Raw genomic sequence first — 20,136 nt, 5'->3', positions numbered from 1 at the left:
CACCATGTCCGACGATGACTATGAGCTGAAAAAACACTCACTGCGCATCGCCGGACATGCCACCAGCATCACCCTGGAAAATATCTTCTGGCGGGAACTGAAACGCCTTGCCCGGGCCAAAGGCCAAAGCGTGGGAGAGCTGGTCAGCCAGATTGATGCGGAACGCCGCGGCAATTTATCCAGCGCCATCCGGGTCTATGTGCTGAAGAAAAAACTGCCCCCTTCCTGATCCTTTCCCTTCCAGAAAAAGTTTATTGTGGCGTATCGGGGGCAGCATTCTGGTCCTGTGCCGGTTTCTTGAACAGTTTTTCCAGCAATCTTTTGCCGAAATCCTCTGGTTTTTGCGGCGCGCCCTCTTCACGCGGCGCCACCTCCGGTGATTCAGACTCTGATTCAGGCTCCGCCGGCGGCGACACCGCCCCACCGTTTTCCGTGCCCTCCTTCGTGCCCTCCTTGATGCCGAAAATCCCTTTCAGGGTCTCATTGCCCCCCACCATATTCTGCAACATGTTGGAGGCAATCCGGCTGGCCACGAATCTCTGGATTTCCTGGGTTTGATATTTCACCACGGGTTTGTGTATGGGGCCGTTAACCTTGAGCCCAATGGGCGGCGCAGAAGGATGATCCGTCAGGGAAAACCGGCCATCCAGATCCATTTCCCAGCGAAACAGATTGATACCCATGGTGATAGCGGAGGCCGCCCCTTCAAGTTCCAGATCCAGCGGGCTGAAATTGATCAACCCGTTTTTGACGGTAATGGTACTGGTTCCGCCTTTATAGGGGGTCTGCCCCCCGCCCAGCGCCGTGCCCAGAACCTGCAGGAAATTCTGCGACGTCTTGACGTCAGACAGTTTCTTGCTGATCATCGGAATGTCAATCCCGTGGATCAGTCCCGGTGAAGCCACCACCTTGCCCCCGCCGGTGAGAGAGGACATGATGGCATGCTGACTTATGCCCTCGCCACTGAACGTTCCGTTCAGATCAAGATACCCACTAAGCGGCATGATCCCGCCGGCAGCCTTTGTCGCCTTAGCCAGAGACGCCTTGCTCAGGGAAATATCCAGCGCCATCCTGGCCTCCGAAGTACCGCTCAAACGGCCGGCCAGTTTTACATCCCCTCCAAACAGCTTACCGGTGAAGTTTTCAACCCGTAGCTCTCCGTCCCTGACCAGAAGCATAAACTGAGGGCTTTCAAAGATATAATCCTTGTACCTTAAGCTGGAGGCGCTGATTTTCGCTTGGCCTTCATAGGCCTGCAAAGGCCCCAGATCAATCGGTTCCCGGGACCATTGACCGAAAGAGCGGTGCGAGGCTTTGGCAGTGTCGTCGGCGGATGCCGCCATGAACTGGCTCAAGGGAATATCCCCGGCCTTCAGGGTGAAATCAAATCGGGTTTTTCCCTTTTTATCCCGGGGCAGATGGATTTTACCGCTGCCGCTGATTTTAACTGGGCCAATATCGCCGGCAATATTCTGTAACACATAATTGTTATTGGTTCCGGAAATCTGGCTTTTGACCTGCAAGGCCCCAAGTTTAGGCTGCTGTGGTTTGTAATCCAGCCCTAGCCCGCGCACAAACTCACGCAGTTCGGGGCTTTTGAGCTCCAGGCTCAGATCATAGCTGGGGGTCTCTTGCGGTTGCTGCACCCGGCCGATGAATGCCACACGCCCCCCCGCGATCTGTACATTGCCATCCACGTCAAGCTGTTTCTGAATGCCCTTTATTCTGGCTGACAACGCCACCGGACGGTCATCTGCCGTCGCTGGTGGCGTCAGGGGCAGGTCAAACTGGCTAATAGCGACAGAGAGACTGGGATTTTCTGCCGAAATGATGAGGTTATAACTGCCAATCTCCGGGAGCTGCTTTAGGGTGGCGCTACGCACCATACCTTTTATACGCATCTTGCTGCTGCCCAGCTGGCTGTCAAGATCCACATCCACCTGATCCAACCGCGCCTTCACCACGCCTGAAGCGGAAAACGTCCCCAGTGCCTTCCAGTTGACTCCGTTTTCCAACTTGAACGCCCGCTGCACCCGGCCTAGATCCCTGGCCGATGCCTTTAAATTCAGGGTCAGTGTCGGCTCTTTATCAAAACCACCACCCCAGGCGGTGCCTTCAAGGTTGAGCCCGGCCATGTCTTTGAGAACAAGGCTATCCGCTTTCAGCTGTCCTCCCACAAGCGAACCGGAGAGGTTGGCCTCAGCGATTTTTGCCCCGTTGAAGGTGGCGTTTTTCAGGGTCAGGACATAATTGGCATCAATATCCGCGAGCCCCTTAACGGCGTCCCGGATATCCACGGGGCCAGCGTTTTTGTCCTTTGCCGCCGGCATATAGGAATCAAAAGAGATATTGTCCAGTTGCAAATCAATTCCCAACGCCAGCCGGTCCTGAAGCGCATAAGAAATCCCACCGCTGAATTTCGCCGTGTCCAAGAGCCCCTTCACACCATATATCTGAACCAGACTGTCATTGGCATTCACCTGTCCTTCCAGAGAAAACCGGGTCAGCCGCCCCGGGGGCACCTGTGACGTATCAATATTGAGCCAATCCAAAAGTCCCCGCAGATTGCCCGAACGCAAGGACAGTTCCCCGGTCATTTCCGGGCGATCCTTCGGTATACTGATGACTCCGCCATAGGTCAGATCCGAACCACCGGGCATGCTGATGCGAAACTCTCCAATACTGAGCTTGCCATCTTTGACATCCGTGTTAAGGACAATCTGGCTGGCGATCTTGTTATTGTATTTCAGAGCGCCGAGTTTGAACGCCATCTCCCCCTCTAACCGCTCAAGAAAGCCGTAGTCCACGGGATCAGCCTTGGCCGAAGCGGCGGAGGAGGCTGCATTCTCCTTGCCTTCATTGATAAATTTCAAAACCGGATCCAGATCAAAACTGCTCAACGACAAGTCGCCGGAAAATTTCAGCTTATCGCCTAGCGTGGCGGCAAACGTCCCCTGTCCGCGACTGTCCCCGAAACTGAGGGCAAGATCCGAGAGGGTAATATTCTGCGGGGTAGCCGCAAAACCGGCACTTAGGGTGAAGGATTGTTGAAAATCCTGCTGAACTGCAAAGGGGTTCTCACTCATGACTGCCGCAATTTTCACAAGATCCGCCACATCCCGGGCTTTCAGGCTCAGCTTGCCATCGACCTGCCCGGTTTCCGGATCCGGCAGCACCCCACCCATAAAATGGGCTGTGACCTGATCCCCGAACGCCGTCAGATCCAGGCTCAAGGGCATCTTGCGCCCAGCCCGATATGTCCCAGTTTCCAGGGTGACGCCGAGCGGCAGGGATTTATATTTGGCCTGGCCTTCAACAACAAAGGGGCCTTGCAGGCTGTCCATGGAAATGTCCGCATGGATGTTACGCACCAGTTCCGCCCGCCCGCTCTGGAAATCCTCGAAACTGATCATGCCGTTACTGATCTGGAATGTATCAAGACTGAGTTCCCGGCCGCCGGTCCCTTCGTCCTCGCCCTGATCTTCCGCCGCCTGTGCCGGGTCCGCGAAATCCCAGTTGACCCGGCCGTCCTCCAGCACCTCAAGCGCAATGACCGGCTCCACCAACACAAATTTCTTGACCTTCAGATTGCCGCCCAGCAAAGGAAACAGCGCCACTTTGACATCCAGCGCCTTAAGCGAGAGAAAATGAGGCGCCCGCCCCCCTTCAATATTGGCAACCGTAACATCCTTGGCTGACAGCGCCGTGGATGGAAAAAGCGACAGGGAAATATCACCGGCAATCCGCACCTCCCGGCCGGTCATGCTCGATGCAGCCGTTTCAATTCTGTCCTTATATTCGTTCCAGTCCATAAATCCCGGAACGATCAATACAGCCCCCAAAGACAAGACCAGCACGACGGCAAGTCCAATTCCCAGTTTCTTCAATGTCCACTCCGCTTTTCCAAACTTACCGCTCGTCAATAAGTCTGTGTTTTTCCGGATTTTGGGGATCTCCCCTTACACGTTCACAGGATTATACATGACGGCAAAACAGTGGCAATAATATGTCCCCTGAAGACGCAAAATTGTTATGATCCTTACCGGGAAAACGTAAAAATAAGATGACAAGGCCCGGTCAATGATAGATAAAGTTTGCACAATCTGTTATGTGCCACACATGACCTTGGTAATAAAATGACAAAAAGGCCCCTCATGTCCGATCAAAAAGTCATGCCCGATGAAACACTCTACGGCCCTGTCATGCTGGAAGCCACTGTCAAGGAAGAATGGATCGATTTTAACGGCCATATGAACATGGCCTATTATATTTTGCTGTTCGATCAGGCGTTGACCAATTTTCTGGATGAACATGATCTGGGCCTGGATTATGTCCGTGAAGAGGACAAGTCCATGTTCGCCCTGGAAAATCATGTCACTTATCAGCATGAACTGAGCCAAGGAACTCCCGTCCGCGTACATTTTCAACTGCTTGATATGGACAGCAAATTCATCCATTATTTCATGCGTATTTTCCATGCTCATGAGAATCTGCTCTCCGCTACCATGGAACAGATTTCCTTGCATGTGGACGTCAGGACCCGCCGCCCGGCCCGCTTCCCCGAAGCAAAAATCGCCCGCCTGCGCAAGGTCCTGGAGCAGCACAGCAACCTGCCCCGTCCGCGGGAGCTGGGCCGCACCATCGGGATTCGCCGGCCGGGAAAACCCGTTATCGCCTGATCTGGACCTCGCCATGCACCACGGCAAAAGGAAAACCTTCAAATATCCGTCACGGTTACTGCCAAGATTCCTTCGGGTGCCGCTTTTGTTGCTGCGTAAGGACGCCAGACGCTACATACGCACCCACGACAAAGTGGTCAGCACTGTCCTTGCCGTAATGATCGGCATTGCCGCCGCCTATGCCGCCATTCTGTTTCGCATGCTGATTTTTTATACACAGGAACTGGCGCTGGAAACGCCCGAAGAAAACATTCTGACCCATATTAATCGTCTGGAATGGTGGCAGATTCTGTTATCCACGCTCGGCGGCGGCCTTGTCATTTCCGGCATCTACCGCTTTATCCTGAAAGACAACCGCAGCTACAGCTTTTCGGAAGTCATTGAAGCCAACGCCCTGCACAACACCCGCATTCCCACCGGCAAGGGCCTGATCAGCGCGGCCGCAGCAGCCATCGCCCTGGGCACCGGATCGGCAGCGGGGCGCGAAGGGCCGGTGGTTCATCTTGGAGCCACCATTTCATCCTGGTTTTCCCAACGCCTGCACCTGTCCCATGCGGTATCCCGGACCATCCTGGGCTGTGGTGTGGCGGCCGCCACCTCGGCCTCGTTCAATGCGCCGATTGCCGGGGTGTTTTTTGCCCTGGAAGTGGTGTTGGGGCATTACGCCCTGCATGCCTTTGCCCCGATCGTTATCGCCTCGGTCACGGCCGCGATCATTTCGCGCATTCATCTGGGCGACTTTCCGGCTTTTATCATTCCTGATTATCATATTCATTCCTTTTATGAGTTCCCGGCTTTCATGATTTTGGGCGTGGTCAGCGCCATTGCTGCTGTCATTTTCATGAAATCTGTGCTGTTTACGGAAAATGTCGCCGAACGCCTGCCTGTTCCGGAATGGATCCGTCCGGTGCTGGGCAGTCTGGCGGTCGGGCTGATTGCCATATTCTGCCCCTATATTCTAGGGGCCGGGTACGGCACCACGGATGCCGCGCTCAAGGAAATGCTGTCGCTTGAGCTGCTTTTTCTGCTGATTGTGGTAAAAACCGCCGCCTCCTCCATCAGCCTGGCGTTCCGTTACGGCACCGGCGTGTTCAGCCCAACCCTGTTTCTGGGCGCCATGGTGGGCGGCGCGTTCGGTATTATCGCCACTTCCATTGCGCCGGAACTGTCGGGCAGTCAGGGGCTTTATGCCATTGTCGGCATGGGCGCGGTCTGCAGCGCCGTCATCGGCGCACCGATTTCCACCATCCTGATCGTGTTTGAACTGACCGGCGATTATCAGATCACGGTGGCGCTGATGGTGGCGGTGGTTCTGTCCAATCTGGTCACCCATCATTATCTGGGCGTCTCCTCCTTTTTCCATATTCAGCTGAAAGCCCGGGGACTGGACCTGGAAGGCGGCCTGGCACGGCATTTGATCCGCACCACACCGATCCGCAACCTGCTGCGCCAGGATTACGCCACCATTCGCGAAGATGCCGGGCTGGATCGGGTGCGGGACATGATCCTGAGAGAAGGCCACAGCAACCTGTTTGTAATTGACGATACCGCCCGGGCGATGGGCCGCATCGCCATTGCCGAACTGCGCCAGGCTTATGAAAAGTCAGATGAGAAATCACCGGGCGGCGGTGTTTCCGCCCTCACCGCCAAGGACATTTGCCGGCCCTTACGAAGCGACCTTACGCCCGGGGATAGCCTCGAACACGCCTATGACCTGTTCGATCATCTGGGCGAGGAAATCCTGCCGGTGATCAAACATCGCGAACACCGGGAAATCGTCGGCATCCTGCATATCGAGGACGTGCTCCGGCGCTATAACCAGATGCTGCTCGAAGATCAGGAGAAATAAAAAAATCCGCTGATATTTTCTCTGTTATTCTGTGCTGGATCGGCTATACAGGGGATATGTCTGATCCATTTGAGTTAGATGATCTTCCGGAAGCGCCGATGACAGGTGCCCCTGTGCCGCAGGGGCCGCCGCCCTATCTGGAGGGCCTTAATCCCGCCCAGCGCGAGGCGGTCGAAACCCTGGACGGGCCGGTGCTGGTGCTCGCGGGCGCGGGCACGGGCAAAACCCGGGTTCTGACCACGCGGCTCGCGCATCTTTTGGCCACAGGGCGGGCCTTCCCGGGCCAGATCCTCGCCGTCACCTTCACCAACAAGGCCGCCCAGGAAATGAAACAGCGGGTCGGGCGCATCATTGGCGATGCGGTGGAAGGCATGTTCTGGCTTGGCACGTTCCATTCCGTCGGGGTCAAAATCCTGCGCCGTCATGCAGCCCAGATGGGACTGAATAGCAATTTCACCATTCTGGACACGGATGACCAGATCCGGCTCTTGAAACAGCTGGTGCAAGCGGCCGGCATTGATGAAAAACGCTGGCCGCCGCGTCAACTCGCCGGGCTCATCGACGGCTGGAAAAACCGTGGGCTCAGCCCCAATAAGGTGCCCGAACAGGAAGCTTTTTCTTATGCCGATGGACGGGGCATTGAGCTTTACAGCGCCTATCAGGAGCGCCTGAAAACCATCAACGCAACGGATTTTGGGGATTTGCTGCTGCTTTGTCTCACATTGTTTCAGGAAAACCCGGACATTCTCAAGGACTATCAGCGGCGGTTTAAATATATTCTGGTGGATGAATACCAGGACACCAACGTAGCACAATATCTGTGGCTCAGGCTTTTGGCCCAAGGGCACCGAAATATCTGTTGTGTGGGCGATGATGACCAGTCCATTTACGGCTGGCGCGGCGCGGAGGTAGGCAATATCCTGCGCTTTGAGAAGGATTTCGAGGGTGCAGCAGTGATCCGACTGGAACAGAATTACCGTTCCACCACCCATATACTGGGCGCGGCCGGCGGCCTCATCGCCAGCAATGAAAGCCGGCTGGGCAAATCCCTCTGGACCGATCAGCCGGGCGGTGAAAAAATCACGGTCAGTGCCGTTTGGGACGGGCGTGAAGAGGCCCGCCTTATCGGCGAAGAAATCGAGGACCTGCACCGCAAGGGACATGCGTTACGCGAAATCGCCATTCTGGTGCGCGCCGGGTTCCAGACCCGCGAGTTTGAGGAGCGCTTTATCACGCTGGGCATCCCCTACCGCATTGTGGGCGGTCTTAAATTCTATGAACGTCAGGAAATCCGCGACGCGATGGCCTATCTGCGGGTGGTGAACCAGCCTCAGGACGATCTCGCATTTGAACGCATCATCAACGTGCCCAAACGCGGACTTGGACCGGCGGTCATGAATGCTCTGCACACCGTAGCGCGGGCCGAAGGCTTGTCCCTGATGCAGGCGGCGGAAAACCTGCTTCAGACGGAGGAAATCCGCCCGCAGGCCCGGCGTTCCTTAAGCAACCTGCTTGCGGACTTTGCCCGCTGGCGCGAGATGAAGGCAGGCCTGTCCCATGTGGAGCTTGCGGAAACCATTCTGGAGGATTCCGGTTATCTTGCCATGTGGCAGAATGACAAATCCCCGGAGGCCCCCGGCCGGCTGGAAAATCTGTCGGAACTGTTACGGGGCATGGATGAATTTGAAGACCTTGACGCCTTTCTTGAACATATCAGCCTGGTCACCGATAATGACCAGATGGACAATCAGGACAAGGTCAGCCTGATGACCCTGCATGCCGCCAAGGGGCTGGAATTCGACACGGTGTTCCTGCCGGGCTGGGAAGAAGAGCTGTTCCCCAGCCGCAAAACCCTGGAAGAAAGCGGCCAGCGCGGGCTGGAGGAAGAACGTCGCCTGGCCTATGTCGGACTGACGCGGGCCCGCAAGCGGGCCAAAATCTATCATGCGGCCAGCCGGTATATCTTCGGCAATTACATGAGCCCGATCCCCTCCCGCTTTATTGACGAAATGCCCGCCGAACATGTGGAACATACCGGACAAAAGGGGCTATATGGCAACCAGCCGGGGTTTGCCGATTTCGACACCGCAGAGAATAGATCGTCGGGGTGGTACAGCGCATCACAGGGCAGTGGGTCGTCCTATCAACTGAACCGGGCCACAGCCCGGCGTCGCGGTCCCAAAACGGCCGGCGCCCGGTCATTTTCGCCCGGCTCGACCGCCCCGGCTGCGGCCGCGCAGTTCAAGGTTGGCGACCGGGTGTTCCATGATAAATTCGGCTACGGCACGATCATTTCCATAGACGGCAACAAGCTGGATATCGACTTTGAACACGGCAGTCGCCGCAAGGTGATGGAAAGTTTTATCCGCCGCGCGTGAATTGCGCGGAAAAGGGGGCTGGAAAGTCCCGGTTTCGTATCTTTGTCCTGCCTTTTTTGGGGCGTGGCGATCCGGAGACGGGACAGCAGCATGGGTGGCTTCGTTGTTGTTCGCCATCACACTGAAGGGGAAACCCCGCAGAGGCTACAGAAGGATTTTCCCCCTCCGGGAAAGGCGTTAGAGTGAATTGTGCATAGGTTGGCTCAATTCACTCTAATCCTTGATCACCACCTGGCTTTTCCGGCGCACCTCTTTAAGCAGTTTTTCCGGTTTACCGTAAACTTCCACATCGCCAGAGCCGATAATTTCGACCCGCAGCATATCGCTGGCATAGACCGACGCATCGCCGGAACCCATAATCTCCACATCGCCGGCCTCGCATTTCAGCTCCTTGCCGTCGAATTCTCCGGAACCATTGATTTCCAGGCTGAGGCTTTTGCATTTTCCGGAAAACGCCACGTCACCGCTGCCATTAATTTCCACGTCCACATTCCGGGTTCTGAGTTTCCGGGCGGTAATGTCGCCAGCCCCGTTCAGTTCAATACCGAACTGTTCCACATCCCCCGACAGTTCCAGCGTTCCCGACCCGTTCAGCTCCAGAAAGAAGCTTTTCCCGCGCAGTCCGGAAACCGTTCCGTCCGCAGAGCCGTTAATTTCCAGATCCCGCAAGTCCTTCACACGGATCGTGATTTTCGGCTGGGCCCCGCTCCAGCTTGAAAACAGTCGTCGTTTCTGGTTGATCTCCAGAGTCTTTCCGCTTACCTCCAGATCCATATGATCCAGAACGTCGTCTTCGGCTTCCACCTTCACAGCCTGTTTTTTGCCGACCCGGATATCAATATTTGCACCGCTGTTGATTTCAATACGATTGAATTCCGCAAGGTCATAGCTCTTTTCAGCCGCCTGGGCGGAAAAAAAGGCCAGTCCTGCGATAGCGGCGGTTATACCTGTAACTGTTTTAACGCTCATCCTGTTTTCCAATCTGTCACATTTATTGCTTCACGGGGATTAATGAATGTCAATATTGCTGAAAAAGCTTTCATCGGTATGAACTTTTTCCGGCTTACCATAAATATCCACATTGCCGACGCCATTGACATCCACCTCAACTTCCCGGGAGGCGTAGACTTCCACATTGCCCGCGCCATTAAGCTCTACACGGACCACTTCACATTCAAGTTTCCGGCCTTCGAAATTGCTGGCACCGCTGAGCTCCACAGTCAGGCGACCGCAACTGCCGTCAATTTCGATGCTGCTGGCGCCGTTGACCTCAACATCAAATTCCGGGCTTTGAAGATTTTCAATATCCGCCTCCACCGCACCTGAGACGTCAAGGGCGACAAATTCCGGCATATGGACACGGATATGGGCCGCCTCCTTCATATGAAACTCTTCCTCATACTCCACAATCAGGGTATCTCCCTCCACCGTGGTCACCAGATTATCCAGTTTTTTCTCCGGCGCGCTCACCTCAACGGCGAAATCCTTCCCCACCACAACCTCCAGAGCCGCAGCTGTATGAATCCGAATTTTGGTAAAGCCTCCCAGATCACGTTGTTCCGTCACCTTTTCATCGGCCAGAACCACCCCTCCCATCAGGGCCGGAACAACAACGCCAGCCAGCAACAGTGTTTTTTTCATTGTCATCTCCACAGTGTGCGTTCAGCTCATATGATTTCATTTTTATACGATTAAAGTATAGAGGATCCCCATAAACCGCCGCAAGAGCCCCCTCTCCCCCTTGTCGCATTTCCGGCCCGGCTCGTCGCATTTTCCCCCGCGGCACAGCTTTTTTCACCCTGCCCCACTCGGGCGGCAACTCCGATCTTGCCTTCAGGCAAACAGAGCGTCATAAAGGCGGGAAACACCAATCTTTTATAAAGGACACAAACGGTGACAAGCTGGAAACTGGAACTCATCGTGAGCCAGGACATGATTCCTGCCATAGAGGAAACCCTGTTTGCATTGGCCGAAAGCGACCCACTTCAGGAGAACTGGCCCACTTTTTCGGATTTTGAAATTCGCGAAGGGGAAAACATGCGCCAGTTTGAAGCTTTCTACGCCCACAAACCTGATGAAAGAAAGATCCGCGAAACACTTGCCGCCTGTTTCCGGAATTCTGGCCGCGCCATACCGGAAATCCAGGTGCAGGCCCTTGAAGAAAAAGACTGGGTCAGTGAATCCCAGAAACTTCTACACCCCGTGGATACGGGCCGGTTTTTCGTTTACGGCAGTCATGATGCGGATAAAGTGCCCGAAAATCGCCTTGCGCTCTTGATCGAGGCCGGACAGGCCTTCGGAACCGGCCAGCACGAAACCACCCATAGCTGCCTCAGGGCGCTGGCTGATTTGGCGGATCAGGGACGCCCTGACGGGCCGGTGCTGGATCTCGGCTGCGGATCGGGGGTATTGGCGCTGGCAATGGCCAAACTCTGGCAGATCCCGGTCATGGCCAGTGATATTGACCCCGTCGCCACGGCAACCACCCTGGAAAATGCCCGGGTCAACCGGATCAGCGGCATCACCGCCATTACCTGTGAAGGGTTTGCCGATCCCCAGCTGTCAGCGAACGGGCCTTATGGTCTGATTGTGGCGAATATTCTGGCCGGACCGCTGATCGAACTCGCTCCAGAGGTGGCCCGGCATCTTGCCCCCAACGGCACCGTCATCCTGTCCGGCCTGTTGGACAAGCAGGAACAAGACGTACGTCATGCCTATGAAAAACAGAATCTCAGATTTGTCAGGAGCTATGCGCTGAACGAATGGCGGGCCCTGGTCTTGCACCGCGCCTGAAAAGGGCGGTCATCGCCCGGGCCACACTCCGGGTGTTTCTCCGGACAGGACAGACAACGACTATTTCAACGTTTTTAAAACGTCCCTCTGGCGAAAGGAAACCGCCAGAAAGGCTTATATCTCAAGGAGAGGCTCAATATATCAGGAAGCCACGTCCACTGCAGGAGCGTTGTCGTTTGCCGGCTCTGTCTGCCAGTTATCGTTTGCCGTTACCATAGCCGGAACATGCCCCTTGTCATGAAGAAGGTCCATGAAATCATAGTCATATTCAGCAACGGTACGGTTGATTTTTCCGGACAGCATAGCCATGAAACCCGCAATCCACTCTACCAGATTTTCATCTGACAGGTTTTCTTCGACATGATCTGTCCCCGGTACAAAACCTTTGTCCTTCAACAGATCCATGAAATTATACGTCGTCGTATATTTAGTCATTGATCTATCCTAACCATCTGTTGATTTTGGCAATCTGTTGAACTTAATGCATCGACCCTATCGACGAGCTGCATATAGGGCCTTCTCTCTATCGGGAGTAGAGGGCAAAAATGCGCAACAGATATGCATAAATCGCATAGCTTTGACCCAACACTCTGCACTGATTAGGACCTAGACTGATTAGGACCTGGGAAATTATTCGGGCGTGAGGAAACAACGTCCGGATCAGGCGCCGATCAGCTCCAGCCACTCGTCTTCGGTCAGGATCCTGATGCCCAGTGCCTCTGCGGCTTTAAGTTTTGACCCCGCACCGGGACCGGCAACCACGAGATTGGTTTTGGAAGAGACAGACCCCGACACTTTCGCCCCGCGGCTTTCTGCAGACGCCTTGGCTTCCTGGCGAGACATTTTTTCAAGCTTGCCGGTAAATACGATAGTTTTGCCTGCAATGGCAGAACCTTCCGTAGCGGGAGCTTCAAAATCTTCTACCTCAACCTGCTCCAGCAGGCGATCAATAACCTCGCGGTTATGCGGTTCAGCAAAGAATTCCACAATGGCATCCGCCACCTTGGGGCCAATGCCGTCAATATTCAGCAGTTCCTGATAAGCTTCACTGCTGCGGTCCCGGGCTTTTTCCATCTGGCTCAGAAGCGTGTCAAGGTTTAGGTAATTCAGGCAGAGAAGCCGGGCTGTTTGTTGCCCCACATGGCGAATGCCGAGCGCATAAAGAAAACGGTCCATATCGATGCGCCGACGGCTGTTGATGGCGTTCCACAGATTGGCCACGGATTGTTCGCCCCACCCCTCAAAATTTTTCAATCGGGTGAGACTGTGACGATCGCGTTCTTCCAATGTGAAAATATCCGCCGGACTTTCGATCAGCTTTTTGTTGAAAAAAAACTCGATCTGTTTATTGCCGAGGCCGTCAATATCAAACGCATTGCGGGACACAAAATGCCTGAGCCGCTCGACCCGCTGCGCCGGGCAGATCAGTCCGCCCGAACAACGCCAGACCACCTCGCCGTCTTCACGTTCCAGATGGCTGCCGCAACTGGGGCAGGTTTTCGGAAAGATAATATCCCGGCCCTGTTTGGCCGCTTCGGCCACTTCCACCACCTGGGGGATGACGTCGCCGGCCCGCTGGATGACCACCCGGTCCCCGATGCGGATGCCAAGCCGGGCGATTTCATCGGCATTGTGCAGGGTGGCGTTGGAAACCACCACACCGCCTACCGTCACCGGTTCAAGACGCGCCACCGGGGTGACGGCGCCGGTGCGCCCAACCTGGAAATCCACCCCTTTCAGCAGAGTCTGCGCCCGTTCCGCCGGGAATTTATGGGCAATTGCCCACCGCGGCGCCCGAGCCACCGTGCCCAACCGATCCTGCCAATCCAGACGGTTGACCTTGTAGACAACCCCGTCAATGTCATAATCCAGCTCTCCCCGAAGCGCCGCGATCTTTCGGTACTGTGCCAGCGCCTCCTCAGGCCCGGCGCAGCATTCGGTCAGTTCGTTGATGACAAACCCCCACTGCGAAAACCGGGTCAGCACCTCCCACTGGGTCTGTCCCAGACTGTCAGAACATTCTCCCCAGCCATAGGCAAAGAACCTCAGGGGCCGCCGGGCCGTAATCCGGCTATCCAGTTGCCGCACCGAGCCAGCGGCGGCATTGCGCGGATTGGCAAAAGGCGGTTTGCCGGCCGCCATCTGTCTCTCATTCAGCGCAAAAAAGTCTTTTTTGCGCATATAGACCTCGCCCCGGATTTCCAGAACATCAGGCCAGCCGCTTCCCTTCAACTGTTTGGGAATATCATCGATCGTGCGGAGATTTTCAGTGATATTTTCCCCCACCCGGCCATCACCTCGGGTCAGCCCCTGGAGCAACACACCATTTTCATAACGCAGGGATGCCGACAGGCCATCAATTTTCGGTTCCGCAGTGAGTTCCACAGCCTCCTCATCCCCAAGCCCCAGAAAACGCCTCACCCGTGCCACAAAGTCCACCACATCCTCATCGGAAAAGGCATTGTCCAGAGACAACATGGGGCGGGCATGGACCACCTTGGCGAACCCGCTGGCCGGCGCTGCGCCGATCCGATGGGCGGGGCTGTCTTCCCGCACCAGATGGGGAAACCGTTTCTCAATGGCCGCATTGCGCCGACGCAAACGGTCATATTCCGCATCGCTGACTTCCGGCATATCCTGCTGATAATACAGTTTGTCGTGACGAGCGATGAGTTTTGCCAGCCGTTCCAGTTCGGCCTGTGCTTGGCTTTCTGTCAGATCCTCGACGGCCTTTTCATACAACTCGGACATAATATTTTATCCCTGCATCAGACTGTCTGCGGCGGCACGCGCCTCGTCGGTTATGGTCGCGCCGGCCAGCATGCGGGCGATTTCCTCCCGTCGCGACTGCCGATCCAGCGCCGTAATCCGGGTAAAGACTTTATCGGAGCCGTTTATTTCCCCCTTGCGGATCAGCCAGTGGCTGTCGGCTCGCGCGGCCACCTGCGGCGAATGGGTGATGACCAGAATCTGGGCTTCAGCGGACAGGCGCTTCAGACGTTCCCCCACCGCATCGGCCACGGCACCGCCCACCCCCCGGTCAATCTCGTCAAAAATCAGGGTCGGCACAGTATTGCGACTGGCCAGCACCACCTTAAGCGCCAGAATAAAGCGACTGAGCTCTCCCCCGGAAGCAATCTTGATCAGGCCGCCATAAGGGGCACCGGGGTTGGTGGCAATCTCGAACTCCACCCGCTCGCCCCCGTCCCGTCCCCATTCCTCTGGCGGCAAGGGAGAAAGCGTGGTTCTGAACCGTGCCTTGTCCAGTTTCAAAGGCGGCAATTCGCGGCCAACCAGTTCATCAAGCTGGGCCGCGGCCTTGTGCCGCGCCTCACTGAGACGGGCCACAGCCGCCTCGAAGTCTTTGCGGGCCCCGGCCACTTCCCGTTCGAGGCGACGCACTTCCTCATCCCCATATTCCAGGGCCTTGAGTCTTTCGGCAAACTGTTCCTTAAGCGCCGGCAAGTCATCAACAGCACAGTGATGTTTACGGGCTGCCGCCCGGAGTGCAAACAATCTTTCTTCTACCCGCTCCAGTTCCTGGGGATCAAATTCCAGGTCCTGCAACATCCGCTCAAGGCCACTGATTGCCTCGGCGGTTTCCATGGAGGCCCGCTCCAACGCCTCCACAACGGAATCCAGCATGCCTGCCGCCTGATCGGTCATGCGTTCCAGACGGCGCATGGCGCCACGCAACGCGGCATCAGCGCCGCTCTCCTGCAAAAGATCGGTGAGGACCTCATTAAGACCGCCTGAGAGTTTTTCACCGCGCATCATGCGGGCGCGTTCTGCCGCTAATTCCTCTTCTTCCCCTAAAACCGGCGCCAAGGCATCCAATTCTTCCAGATTATGCCGGATATACTCCTCATCGGCCCGTGCCACCACCAGTTTTTCCTCTTCTTCGGCCAGCCGCGCCTTTAAGGTTGTCCAGTTTTCCCAGCACCGCGCCACCGCCTCGCGCTCTTTATCATGCTGCCCATATTCATCCAGCAACTGCCGGTGTCCGGCCGGGTTGAGCAAACCGCGTTCATCATGCTGACCGTGAATTTCCACAAGATATTCGCCCACCTGACGCAAAAGCCCGATACTGACCGGCTGGTCATTGATAAAGGCGCGGCTGCGGCCGTCCTGGGACAGGCTGCGTTTCAGGATCAACTGCCCGGGCTCATAGTCAAGACCCTGTGCATTGAGAACGTCCCACACCGGGCAGTCCCCTGGCAGGGAAAACTCAGCGATCACCACCCCCTGATCGGCCCCATGGCGGACCAGGTTGCGCTCCGCCCGCCCACCGGTGGCCAGCCCCAGACTGTCCAGAAGAATGGATTTTCCCGCCCCGGTCTCCCCGCTTAAAACGGAAAGGCCGCCTTCAACGGATATTTGAAGACGGTCAATCAGGACAATATCCCTGATGGTCAGGCTGACAAGCATCGCCGTGGCGTTTTTCCTTATTTATTCCCGTATTGCTGCATTAAGTCGTAGCTACGGGCGTACCATTTGCTCTTTGGATAGTTATAGCCGAGCACCGCGGCCGCCTTCTGGGCCTCGGGGATGATGCCGAGGGAGAGATAAACCTCCACCATACGATGCAGGGCCTCGGGGACATGGCTTGTGGTCTGATATTTTTCGACCACCGTTTTATAGCGATTGATGGCGGCCATGAACTCCCCGGTTTTCTGATAAAACCGACCAACTTCCATTTCCTTGCCCGCCAGATGATCCTGGGCCAGGTCAATTTTCAGCCGGGCATCGCGTGCATATTCGGATTGCGGAAAACGGCGCACCACTTCGGCCAGCGCGGCCAGCGCCTGTTCGGTGGTTTTCTGGTCCCGACGCACATCAGCAATCTGTTCATAATAGCTGATGCCCACCAGATAATAGGCATAGGCCACATCCTTGTTGCCCGGATGCAGGGAAATAAACCGTTCCGCCGCCAAAATGGCCTCTTCATATTTATTGGCCATATAATAGGCATAAGCCGACATCAACTGAGCGCGCCGCGCCCAGGAGGAATAAGGATGCTGGCGTTCCACCTCGTCAAAAGCCACCGCCGCATAGCGGTATTGTCCCTTTTCCATATACCCCATGGCCCAGTCATAGATTTCCTCTACCGTCCGGTCCTTATATTGCAAGGTATCCCGGCCGGAACAACCTGCCAGAAGAAGGACCAATACGGCGGTTCCTACCGCCAGAAGACCCCCCGGTTTAAGACTTTTGATACGCGGGAACACCCCATTTCGAAAATTCATACTTGATCCGTTTTGTCAGTACCGGCGATCTTTTCCCCGCCAAAAAATCGGGAAAGTCCAACCGGTAAATAAACCCTAGATTATCAGTTATATCCGATTCCGCCACGGACTATAGCATGCCGAAACAGAAAAGAGCCAATCCATTTTTTACATCCGGATCGGCTCCTGATCAAGAGACCCTTTCACGGCGCGAATAGTGCCATGCCAAGCCAATAATCAGACCAGCTGCCGGATCTGCAAAACGCCGCCCCCCTCCGGGGTCTTTGTTCCCTGACCTGATCGGAAACCCCTGTCCTGTAAAACAAAGCCCTTCCCGTCGAGCGGGAGGGGCTTTACAGAATTGAGCCAACCTATGCACAATTCACTCTAAAGAGGATATTTTCACATCACCCCAGATCGACACTCAGTCCTTGTTTCGCACAAAGGCCAAGAAATCCTCCACCTCCTGTTTCATGGTGACAATCTGATGGGAGACATTTTCAATAGCCGTACTCACCTCAGACGCCATATCGCTGGTGCTGCGCGATGAGGCGCTAATATCCGTGATTTTTTCCGCCGTCAGCGTGGTTCCACTGGCCGCTTCCTGGATATTTCGGGAGATTTCCATAGTGGCCGCATTCTGCTGGGTCAGGGTGGCGGAAATAGCGGCGGAATAATTATCCACTTCATTGATTTTTGCGCTGATGTCCTCAATGGTCTCGACGGTGTGCTTGATCGCCTTCTGGATGTTTTCCACCTGCGCCACAATATCATCCGTCGCGTTGGAGGTTTCATTGGCCAGATTTTTCACTTCCGACGCCACCACGGCAAAGCCCTTTCCGGCCTCTCCGGCACGGGCCGCTTCGATGGTGGCGTTCAGCGCCAGCAGATTAGTCTGACCTGCAATCGTCCGGATCAGTTCCACAACCCGGTCAATCTGGTTGGCTGAATTTTCAAGTCCCTTAACCGCTTCCCCGGCCGTAATCGACCCCGACACGGCTTCCTTGGTAGCCGCGGAGGACGCCTGTACCTGATTGGTGATTTCGTTGATGGAGCTGGACAGTTCCTCAACCGCGCTGGCCACGGCGTTCACATTACCCGTGGCCACTTCCGCGGCGCCGGACACTTCCTGGCTCTTGGTAAAGTTTTCATCCGCCAGATTTTTCATTTCTTGGGCGGAGTCCGAAAGCTGCTGGGTGGCTGAAGACAACCCCAACACCACTGAAGAGATTTTGTTTTCAAAATTGTTGGACAGATCCAGTGTTTTCTGCCAGGCCTCCTGCTCCATCTGCTGCATGCGCAGGCGGGTTTTGTTCAGGGTTTTTGCCCCATTCAGAAAACTTCCCATCATGCCGCGTTCTACAAATCTGCGATAATATTTTTTATCGCAGGCATGTTCGAGCATAGCCGTGGATTCGCGGATGAAGGCATCTGTAATATCCAGCACGGCATTCAACGCATTAAAGGTGCGGACCACATTGTCATCATAGGAGTCAATATTGATGATCCGGCGCTCCATGTCTCCGGTCATGACCGCCTCAAGCGTTTCCCGGATCATCTGGAGCGCTTTTTCATATTCTACACATTTTTCCTGCTCCGCCGATGTCTGGCCCCCGGCAGAAAGCAGACGGGCGTCTTCCTTATTATGACGGGTTTCGGGTACGATTTTTTTGGTTTTTAAAGAAAAAAGGGCCATGGTCAACCTACCAAACGATACTCTGTGGAAGTTTTATCAAATGTCAAACGGTGAAAATACTGTTCAATTTCAAAGGTAAAATGATCAAAACTGATATTCTGTTCAGCCAGCAGCTCCTGCAGTCGGGCATAGGCCAGTGCCATTCCCTCTTTTGAATTGGGCGCATCGTCTTCTATTTTTTTCAGATATTGATATAACTGCTCGACCATGGCGATCTTGCGTCGTTCAGGAAGGCGGCGACTGGAATGATACCCGATAATGGTCCCCTCCGACCCGAAGCTTGGCGTGACATGAGCAAATACCCAGTAATAGGCGCCGCTTTTGCAGATATTCTTGATATAGGCAAAAACCTCATTGCCGGATTGGAGCCGCTCCCACAGCACCTTAAAAATACACCGGGGCATATCGGGATGGCGAATCACATTATGCGGTTGCCCCATAAGCTCCGCTTCTTCAAATCCACTGACATTCTGAAAAACATGATTGGTGTAGGTGATCCGGCCTTTAAGGTCCGTCTTGCTGACAATAAGCTCATTCTCGCCGAATGTAACCTCTTGAGTTGTTGGAATAATTTTGTTCATCAATTTATTGCTCTGCGTCGTAAAATAAAAAGTAGCATAAAGACAGGTCTGCGATAAAATTTATGGATGTATATTAGAACTTCGTCACAATCTAAAAAAAACCTAGCGGTCCATCCTAAACAAAACGTTAACGCCACTGGTCCAAAATGGGCTGGTTGCCATATTTTTCGATTTTCCCGATGATCCGGCCCAGGAGAGACGTTTATGGAGGATCAGGAAAATATCACGGTCCATGCCCCTGTCAGGCCACACCGTCCAGAGAAAAAATAAATTCTTCATATCCCATATTTTTTTCCGCCAGCACACGGGCCAGATGTTCCCCTGCTGCCGCCATGCCTTTTTTGGGGCTGGTGGCTTGCTGTTCAATTTGCCGCAAGCCGGCATAGAGATCTTCTATGATCGGTAAAACCTTGCGGTTGGGAGTACGGCGGCTGGAATGATATCCGATAATATTGCCATGCAGGTCCAAGGTCGGCGTGACATGGGCAAAAACCCAATAATACCGCCCATCCTTACAGGCATTTTTCACATAGGCGAAGACTTCCTTTTTCTGCTGTATTCTGTCCCACAACAGCTTAAAAACGGCCCGGGGCATGTCTGGATGCCGGATGATATTGTGCGGCTTACCCAAGAGTTCTGTTTCGGAATAACCACTGACCTTCATAAAAACATGATTGGCATAAGTGATTTTTCCTTTCAGGTCTGTCTTGCTGACAATGATTTCAGAATCGTCAAAAGTGACTTCATTTAGATCTGTCATACTCGTCTCTCAACCTTCTTATGCTTTGTCCGGTCCTCATCCGGTCTTCTGACAAAAACACGTTGTGGGCCATGTTATGTCCCAATTCTGAACAAAAAGTTATCGCCTTCTATGAACCGAGGCCGGTAATTTTCCGTTGGACCCAGGCCCCGGGCTTACCTAATATTCACAGCGC

The 20,136-nt window shown here is 54.7% G+C and carries 15 protein-coding genes; 5 read left to right on the top strand and 10 right to left on the bottom strand.

Annotated features, from left to right (window positions below; all coding sequences use genetic code 11):
• Nucleotides 1-4: 4 nt before the first annotated feature.
• Nucleotides 5-229, top strand: coding sequence for a ribbon-helix-helix domain-containing protein (locus FE788_RS03870; RefSeq protein WP_138379404.1), 225 nt, complete (start codon nucleotides 5-7; stop codon nucleotides 227-229).
• Nucleotides 230-251: 22 nt separating this feature from the next.
• Here FE788_RS03870 and FE788_RS03865 read toward each other — a convergent pair whose 3' ends face one another.
• The gene (locus tag FE788_RS03865) at nucleotides 252-3,923 is read right to left on the bottom strand and encodes an AsmA family protein (protein ID WP_484177332.1); all 3,672 of its coding nucleotides are present in this window, start codon (nucleotides 3,921-3,923) and stop codon (nucleotides 252-254) included.
• A 231-nt stretch (nucleotides 3,924-4,154) separates the two neighbouring features.
• Here FE788_RS03865 and FE788_RS03860 point away from each other — a divergent pair, with 231 nt between their 5' ends.
• The 3 genes from FE788_RS03860 (at nucleotide 4,155) to FE788_RS03850 (ending at nucleotide 8,906) form a co-directional block, all read left to right on the top strand.
• On the top strand, nucleotides 4,155-4,679 hold the full coding sequence (locus FE788_RS03860; RefSeq protein ID WP_168190256.1) for a thioesterase family protein: 525 nt from the start codon (nucleotides 4,155-4,157) through the stop codon (nucleotides 4,677-4,679).
• Between the two features lie 13 nt (nucleotides 4,680-4,692).
• Entirely contained in the window at nucleotides 4,693-6,528 is a 1,836-nt protein-coding gene (locus FE788_RS03855; protein ID WP_168190255.1) for a chloride channel protein, read from the top strand.
• 98 nt (nucleotides 6,529-6,626) lie between these two features.
• Nucleotides 6,627-8,906, top strand: coding sequence for an ATP-dependent helicase (locus FE788_RS03850; RefSeq protein WP_210414128.1), 2,280 nt, complete (start codon nucleotides 6,627-6,629; stop codon nucleotides 8,904-8,906).
• Nucleotides 8,907-9,119: 213 nt separating this feature from the next.
• Here FE788_RS03850 and FE788_RS03845 read toward each other — a convergent pair whose 3' ends face one another.
• Nucleotides 9,120-9,875, bottom strand: a complete 756-nt coding sequence (locus tag FE788_RS03845; RefSeq protein ID WP_138379399.1) for a head GIN domain-containing protein — start codon at nucleotides 9,873-9,875, stop codon at nucleotides 9,120-9,122.
• A 39-nt stretch (nucleotides 9,876-9,914) separates the two neighbouring features.
• Complete coding sequence (locus tag FE788_RS03840; protein WP_168190254.1) at nucleotides 9,915-10,547, bottom strand: head GIN domain-containing protein; 633 nt, start codon at nucleotides 10,545-10,547, stop codon at nucleotides 9,915-9,917.
• A 252-nt stretch (nucleotides 10,548-10,799) separates the two neighbouring features.
• Here FE788_RS03840 and FE788_RS03835 point away from each other — a divergent pair, with 252 nt between their 5' ends.
• Nucleotides 10,800-11,699: a 50S ribosomal protein L11 methyltransferase gene (locus FE788_RS03835; protein ID WP_138379397.1), complete on the top strand. Its 900-nt coding sequence runs from the start codon at nucleotides 10,800-10,802 to the stop codon at nucleotides 11,697-11,699.
• Between the two features lie 141 nt (nucleotides 11,700-11,840).
• On the opposite strand, the gene FE788_RS03830 is transcribed toward FE788_RS03835, so the two are convergent.
• From FE788_RS03830 to FE788_RS03800, 7 genes are all read right to left on the bottom strand, one after another.
• A complete protein-coding gene (locus tag FE788_RS03830) occupies nucleotides 11,841-12,134 on the bottom strand; it encodes a hypothetical protein (RefSeq protein WP_138379396.1) in 294 nt (97 codons plus the stop codon).
• Between the two features lie 225 nt (nucleotides 12,135-12,359).
• Nucleotides 12,360-14,441: an NAD-dependent DNA ligase LigA gene (gene ligA / locus FE788_RS03825; RefSeq protein WP_425462975.1), complete on the bottom strand. Its 2,082-nt coding sequence runs from the start codon at nucleotides 14,439-14,441 to the stop codon at nucleotides 12,360-12,362.
• Between the two features lie 15 nt (nucleotides 14,442-14,456).
• On the bottom strand, nucleotides 14,457-16,127 hold the full coding sequence (gene recN / locus FE788_RS03820; RefSeq protein WP_138379394.1) for a DNA repair protein RecN: 1,671 nt from the start codon (nucleotides 16,125-16,127) through the stop codon (nucleotides 14,457-14,459).
• 17 nt (nucleotides 16,128-16,144) lie between these two features.
• A complete protein-coding gene (locus FE788_RS03815; protein ID WP_138379393.1) occupies nucleotides 16,145-16,945 on the bottom strand; it encodes an outer membrane protein assembly factor BamD in 801 nt (266 codons plus the stop codon).
• A 403-nt stretch (nucleotides 16,946-17,348) separates the two neighbouring features.
• On the bottom strand, nucleotides 17,349-18,620 hold the full coding sequence (locus tag FE788_RS03810) for a methyl-accepting chemotaxis protein (protein WP_138379392.1): 1,272 nt from the start codon (nucleotides 18,618-18,620) through the stop codon (nucleotides 17,349-17,351).
• Nucleotides 18,621-18,622: 2 nt separating this feature from the next.
• Complete coding sequence (locus FE788_RS03805) at nucleotides 18,623-19,201, bottom strand: PAS domain-containing protein (RefSeq protein ID WP_138379391.1); 579 nt, start codon at nucleotides 19,199-19,201, stop codon at nucleotides 18,623-18,625.
• Between the two features lie 241 nt (nucleotides 19,202-19,442).
• Nucleotides 19,443-19,961: a PAS domain-containing protein gene (locus tag FE788_RS03800; protein ID WP_138379390.1), complete on the bottom strand. Its 519-nt coding sequence runs from the start codon at nucleotides 19,959-19,961 to the stop codon at nucleotides 19,443-19,445.
• Nucleotides 19,962-20,136: the final 175 nt, after the last annotated feature.

The sequence above is a fragment of the Luteithermobacter gelatinilyticus genome, assembly GCF_005849285.1.
GTDB lineage: Bacteria > Pseudomonadota > Alphaproteobacteria > Sphingomonadales > Emcibacteraceae > Luteithermobacter > Luteithermobacter gelatinilyticus.
This window is presented reverse-complemented; position numbering and strand designations above follow the sequence as displayed.

What these genes read in the sequence shown, in the direction of transcription:
- FE788_RS03870 (WP_138379404.1), top strand. Translation starts at nt 5, where the DNA reads ATGTCCGACGATGACTATGAGCTGAAAAAACACTCACTGCGCATCGCC.
- FE788_RS03860 (WP_168190256.1), top strand. Translation starts at nt 4,155, where the DNA reads ATGTCCGATCAAAAAGTCATGCCCGATGAAACACTCTACGGCCCTGTC.
- FE788_RS03855 (WP_168190255.1), top strand. Translation starts at nt 4,693, where the DNA reads ATGCACCACGGCAAAAGGAAAACCTTCAAATATCCGTCACGGTTACTG.
- FE788_RS03850 (WP_210414128.1), top strand. Translation starts at nt 6,627, where the DNA reads ATGACAGGTGCCCCTGTGCCGCAGGGGCCGCCGCCCTATCTGGAGGGC.
- FE788_RS03845 (WP_138379399.1), bottom strand. Translation starts at nt 9,875, where the DNA reads ATGAGCGTTAAAACAGTTACAGGTATAACCGCCGCTATCGCAGGACTG.
- FE788_RS03840 (WP_168190254.1), bottom strand. Translation starts at nt 10,547, where the DNA reads ATGAAAAAAACACTGTTGCTGGCTGGCGTTGTTGTTCCGGCCCTGATG.
- FE788_RS03830 (WP_138379396.1), bottom strand. Translation starts at nt 12,134, where the DNA reads ATGACTAAATATACGACGACGTATAATTTCATGGATCTGTTGAAGGAC.
- recN (WP_138379394.1), bottom strand. Translation starts at nt 16,127, where the DNA reads ATGCTTGTCAGCCTGACCATCAGGGATATTGTCCTGATTGACCGTCTT.
- FE788_RS03815 (WP_138379393.1), bottom strand. Translation starts at nt 16,945, where the DNA reads ATGAATTTTCGAAATGGGGTGTTCCCGCGTATCAAAAGTCTTAAACCG.
- FE788_RS03810 (WP_138379392.1), bottom strand. Translation starts at nt 18,620, where the DNA reads ATGGCCCTTTTTTCTTTAAAAACCAAAAAAATCGTACCCGAAACCCGT.
- FE788_RS03805 (WP_138379391.1), bottom strand. Translation starts at nt 19,201, where the DNA reads ATGAACAAAATTATTCCAACAACTCAAGAGGTTACATTCGGCGAGAAT.
- FE788_RS03800 (WP_138379390.1), bottom strand. Translation starts at nt 19,961, where the DNA reads ATGACAGATCTAAATGAAGTCACTTTTGACGATTCTGAAATCATTGTC.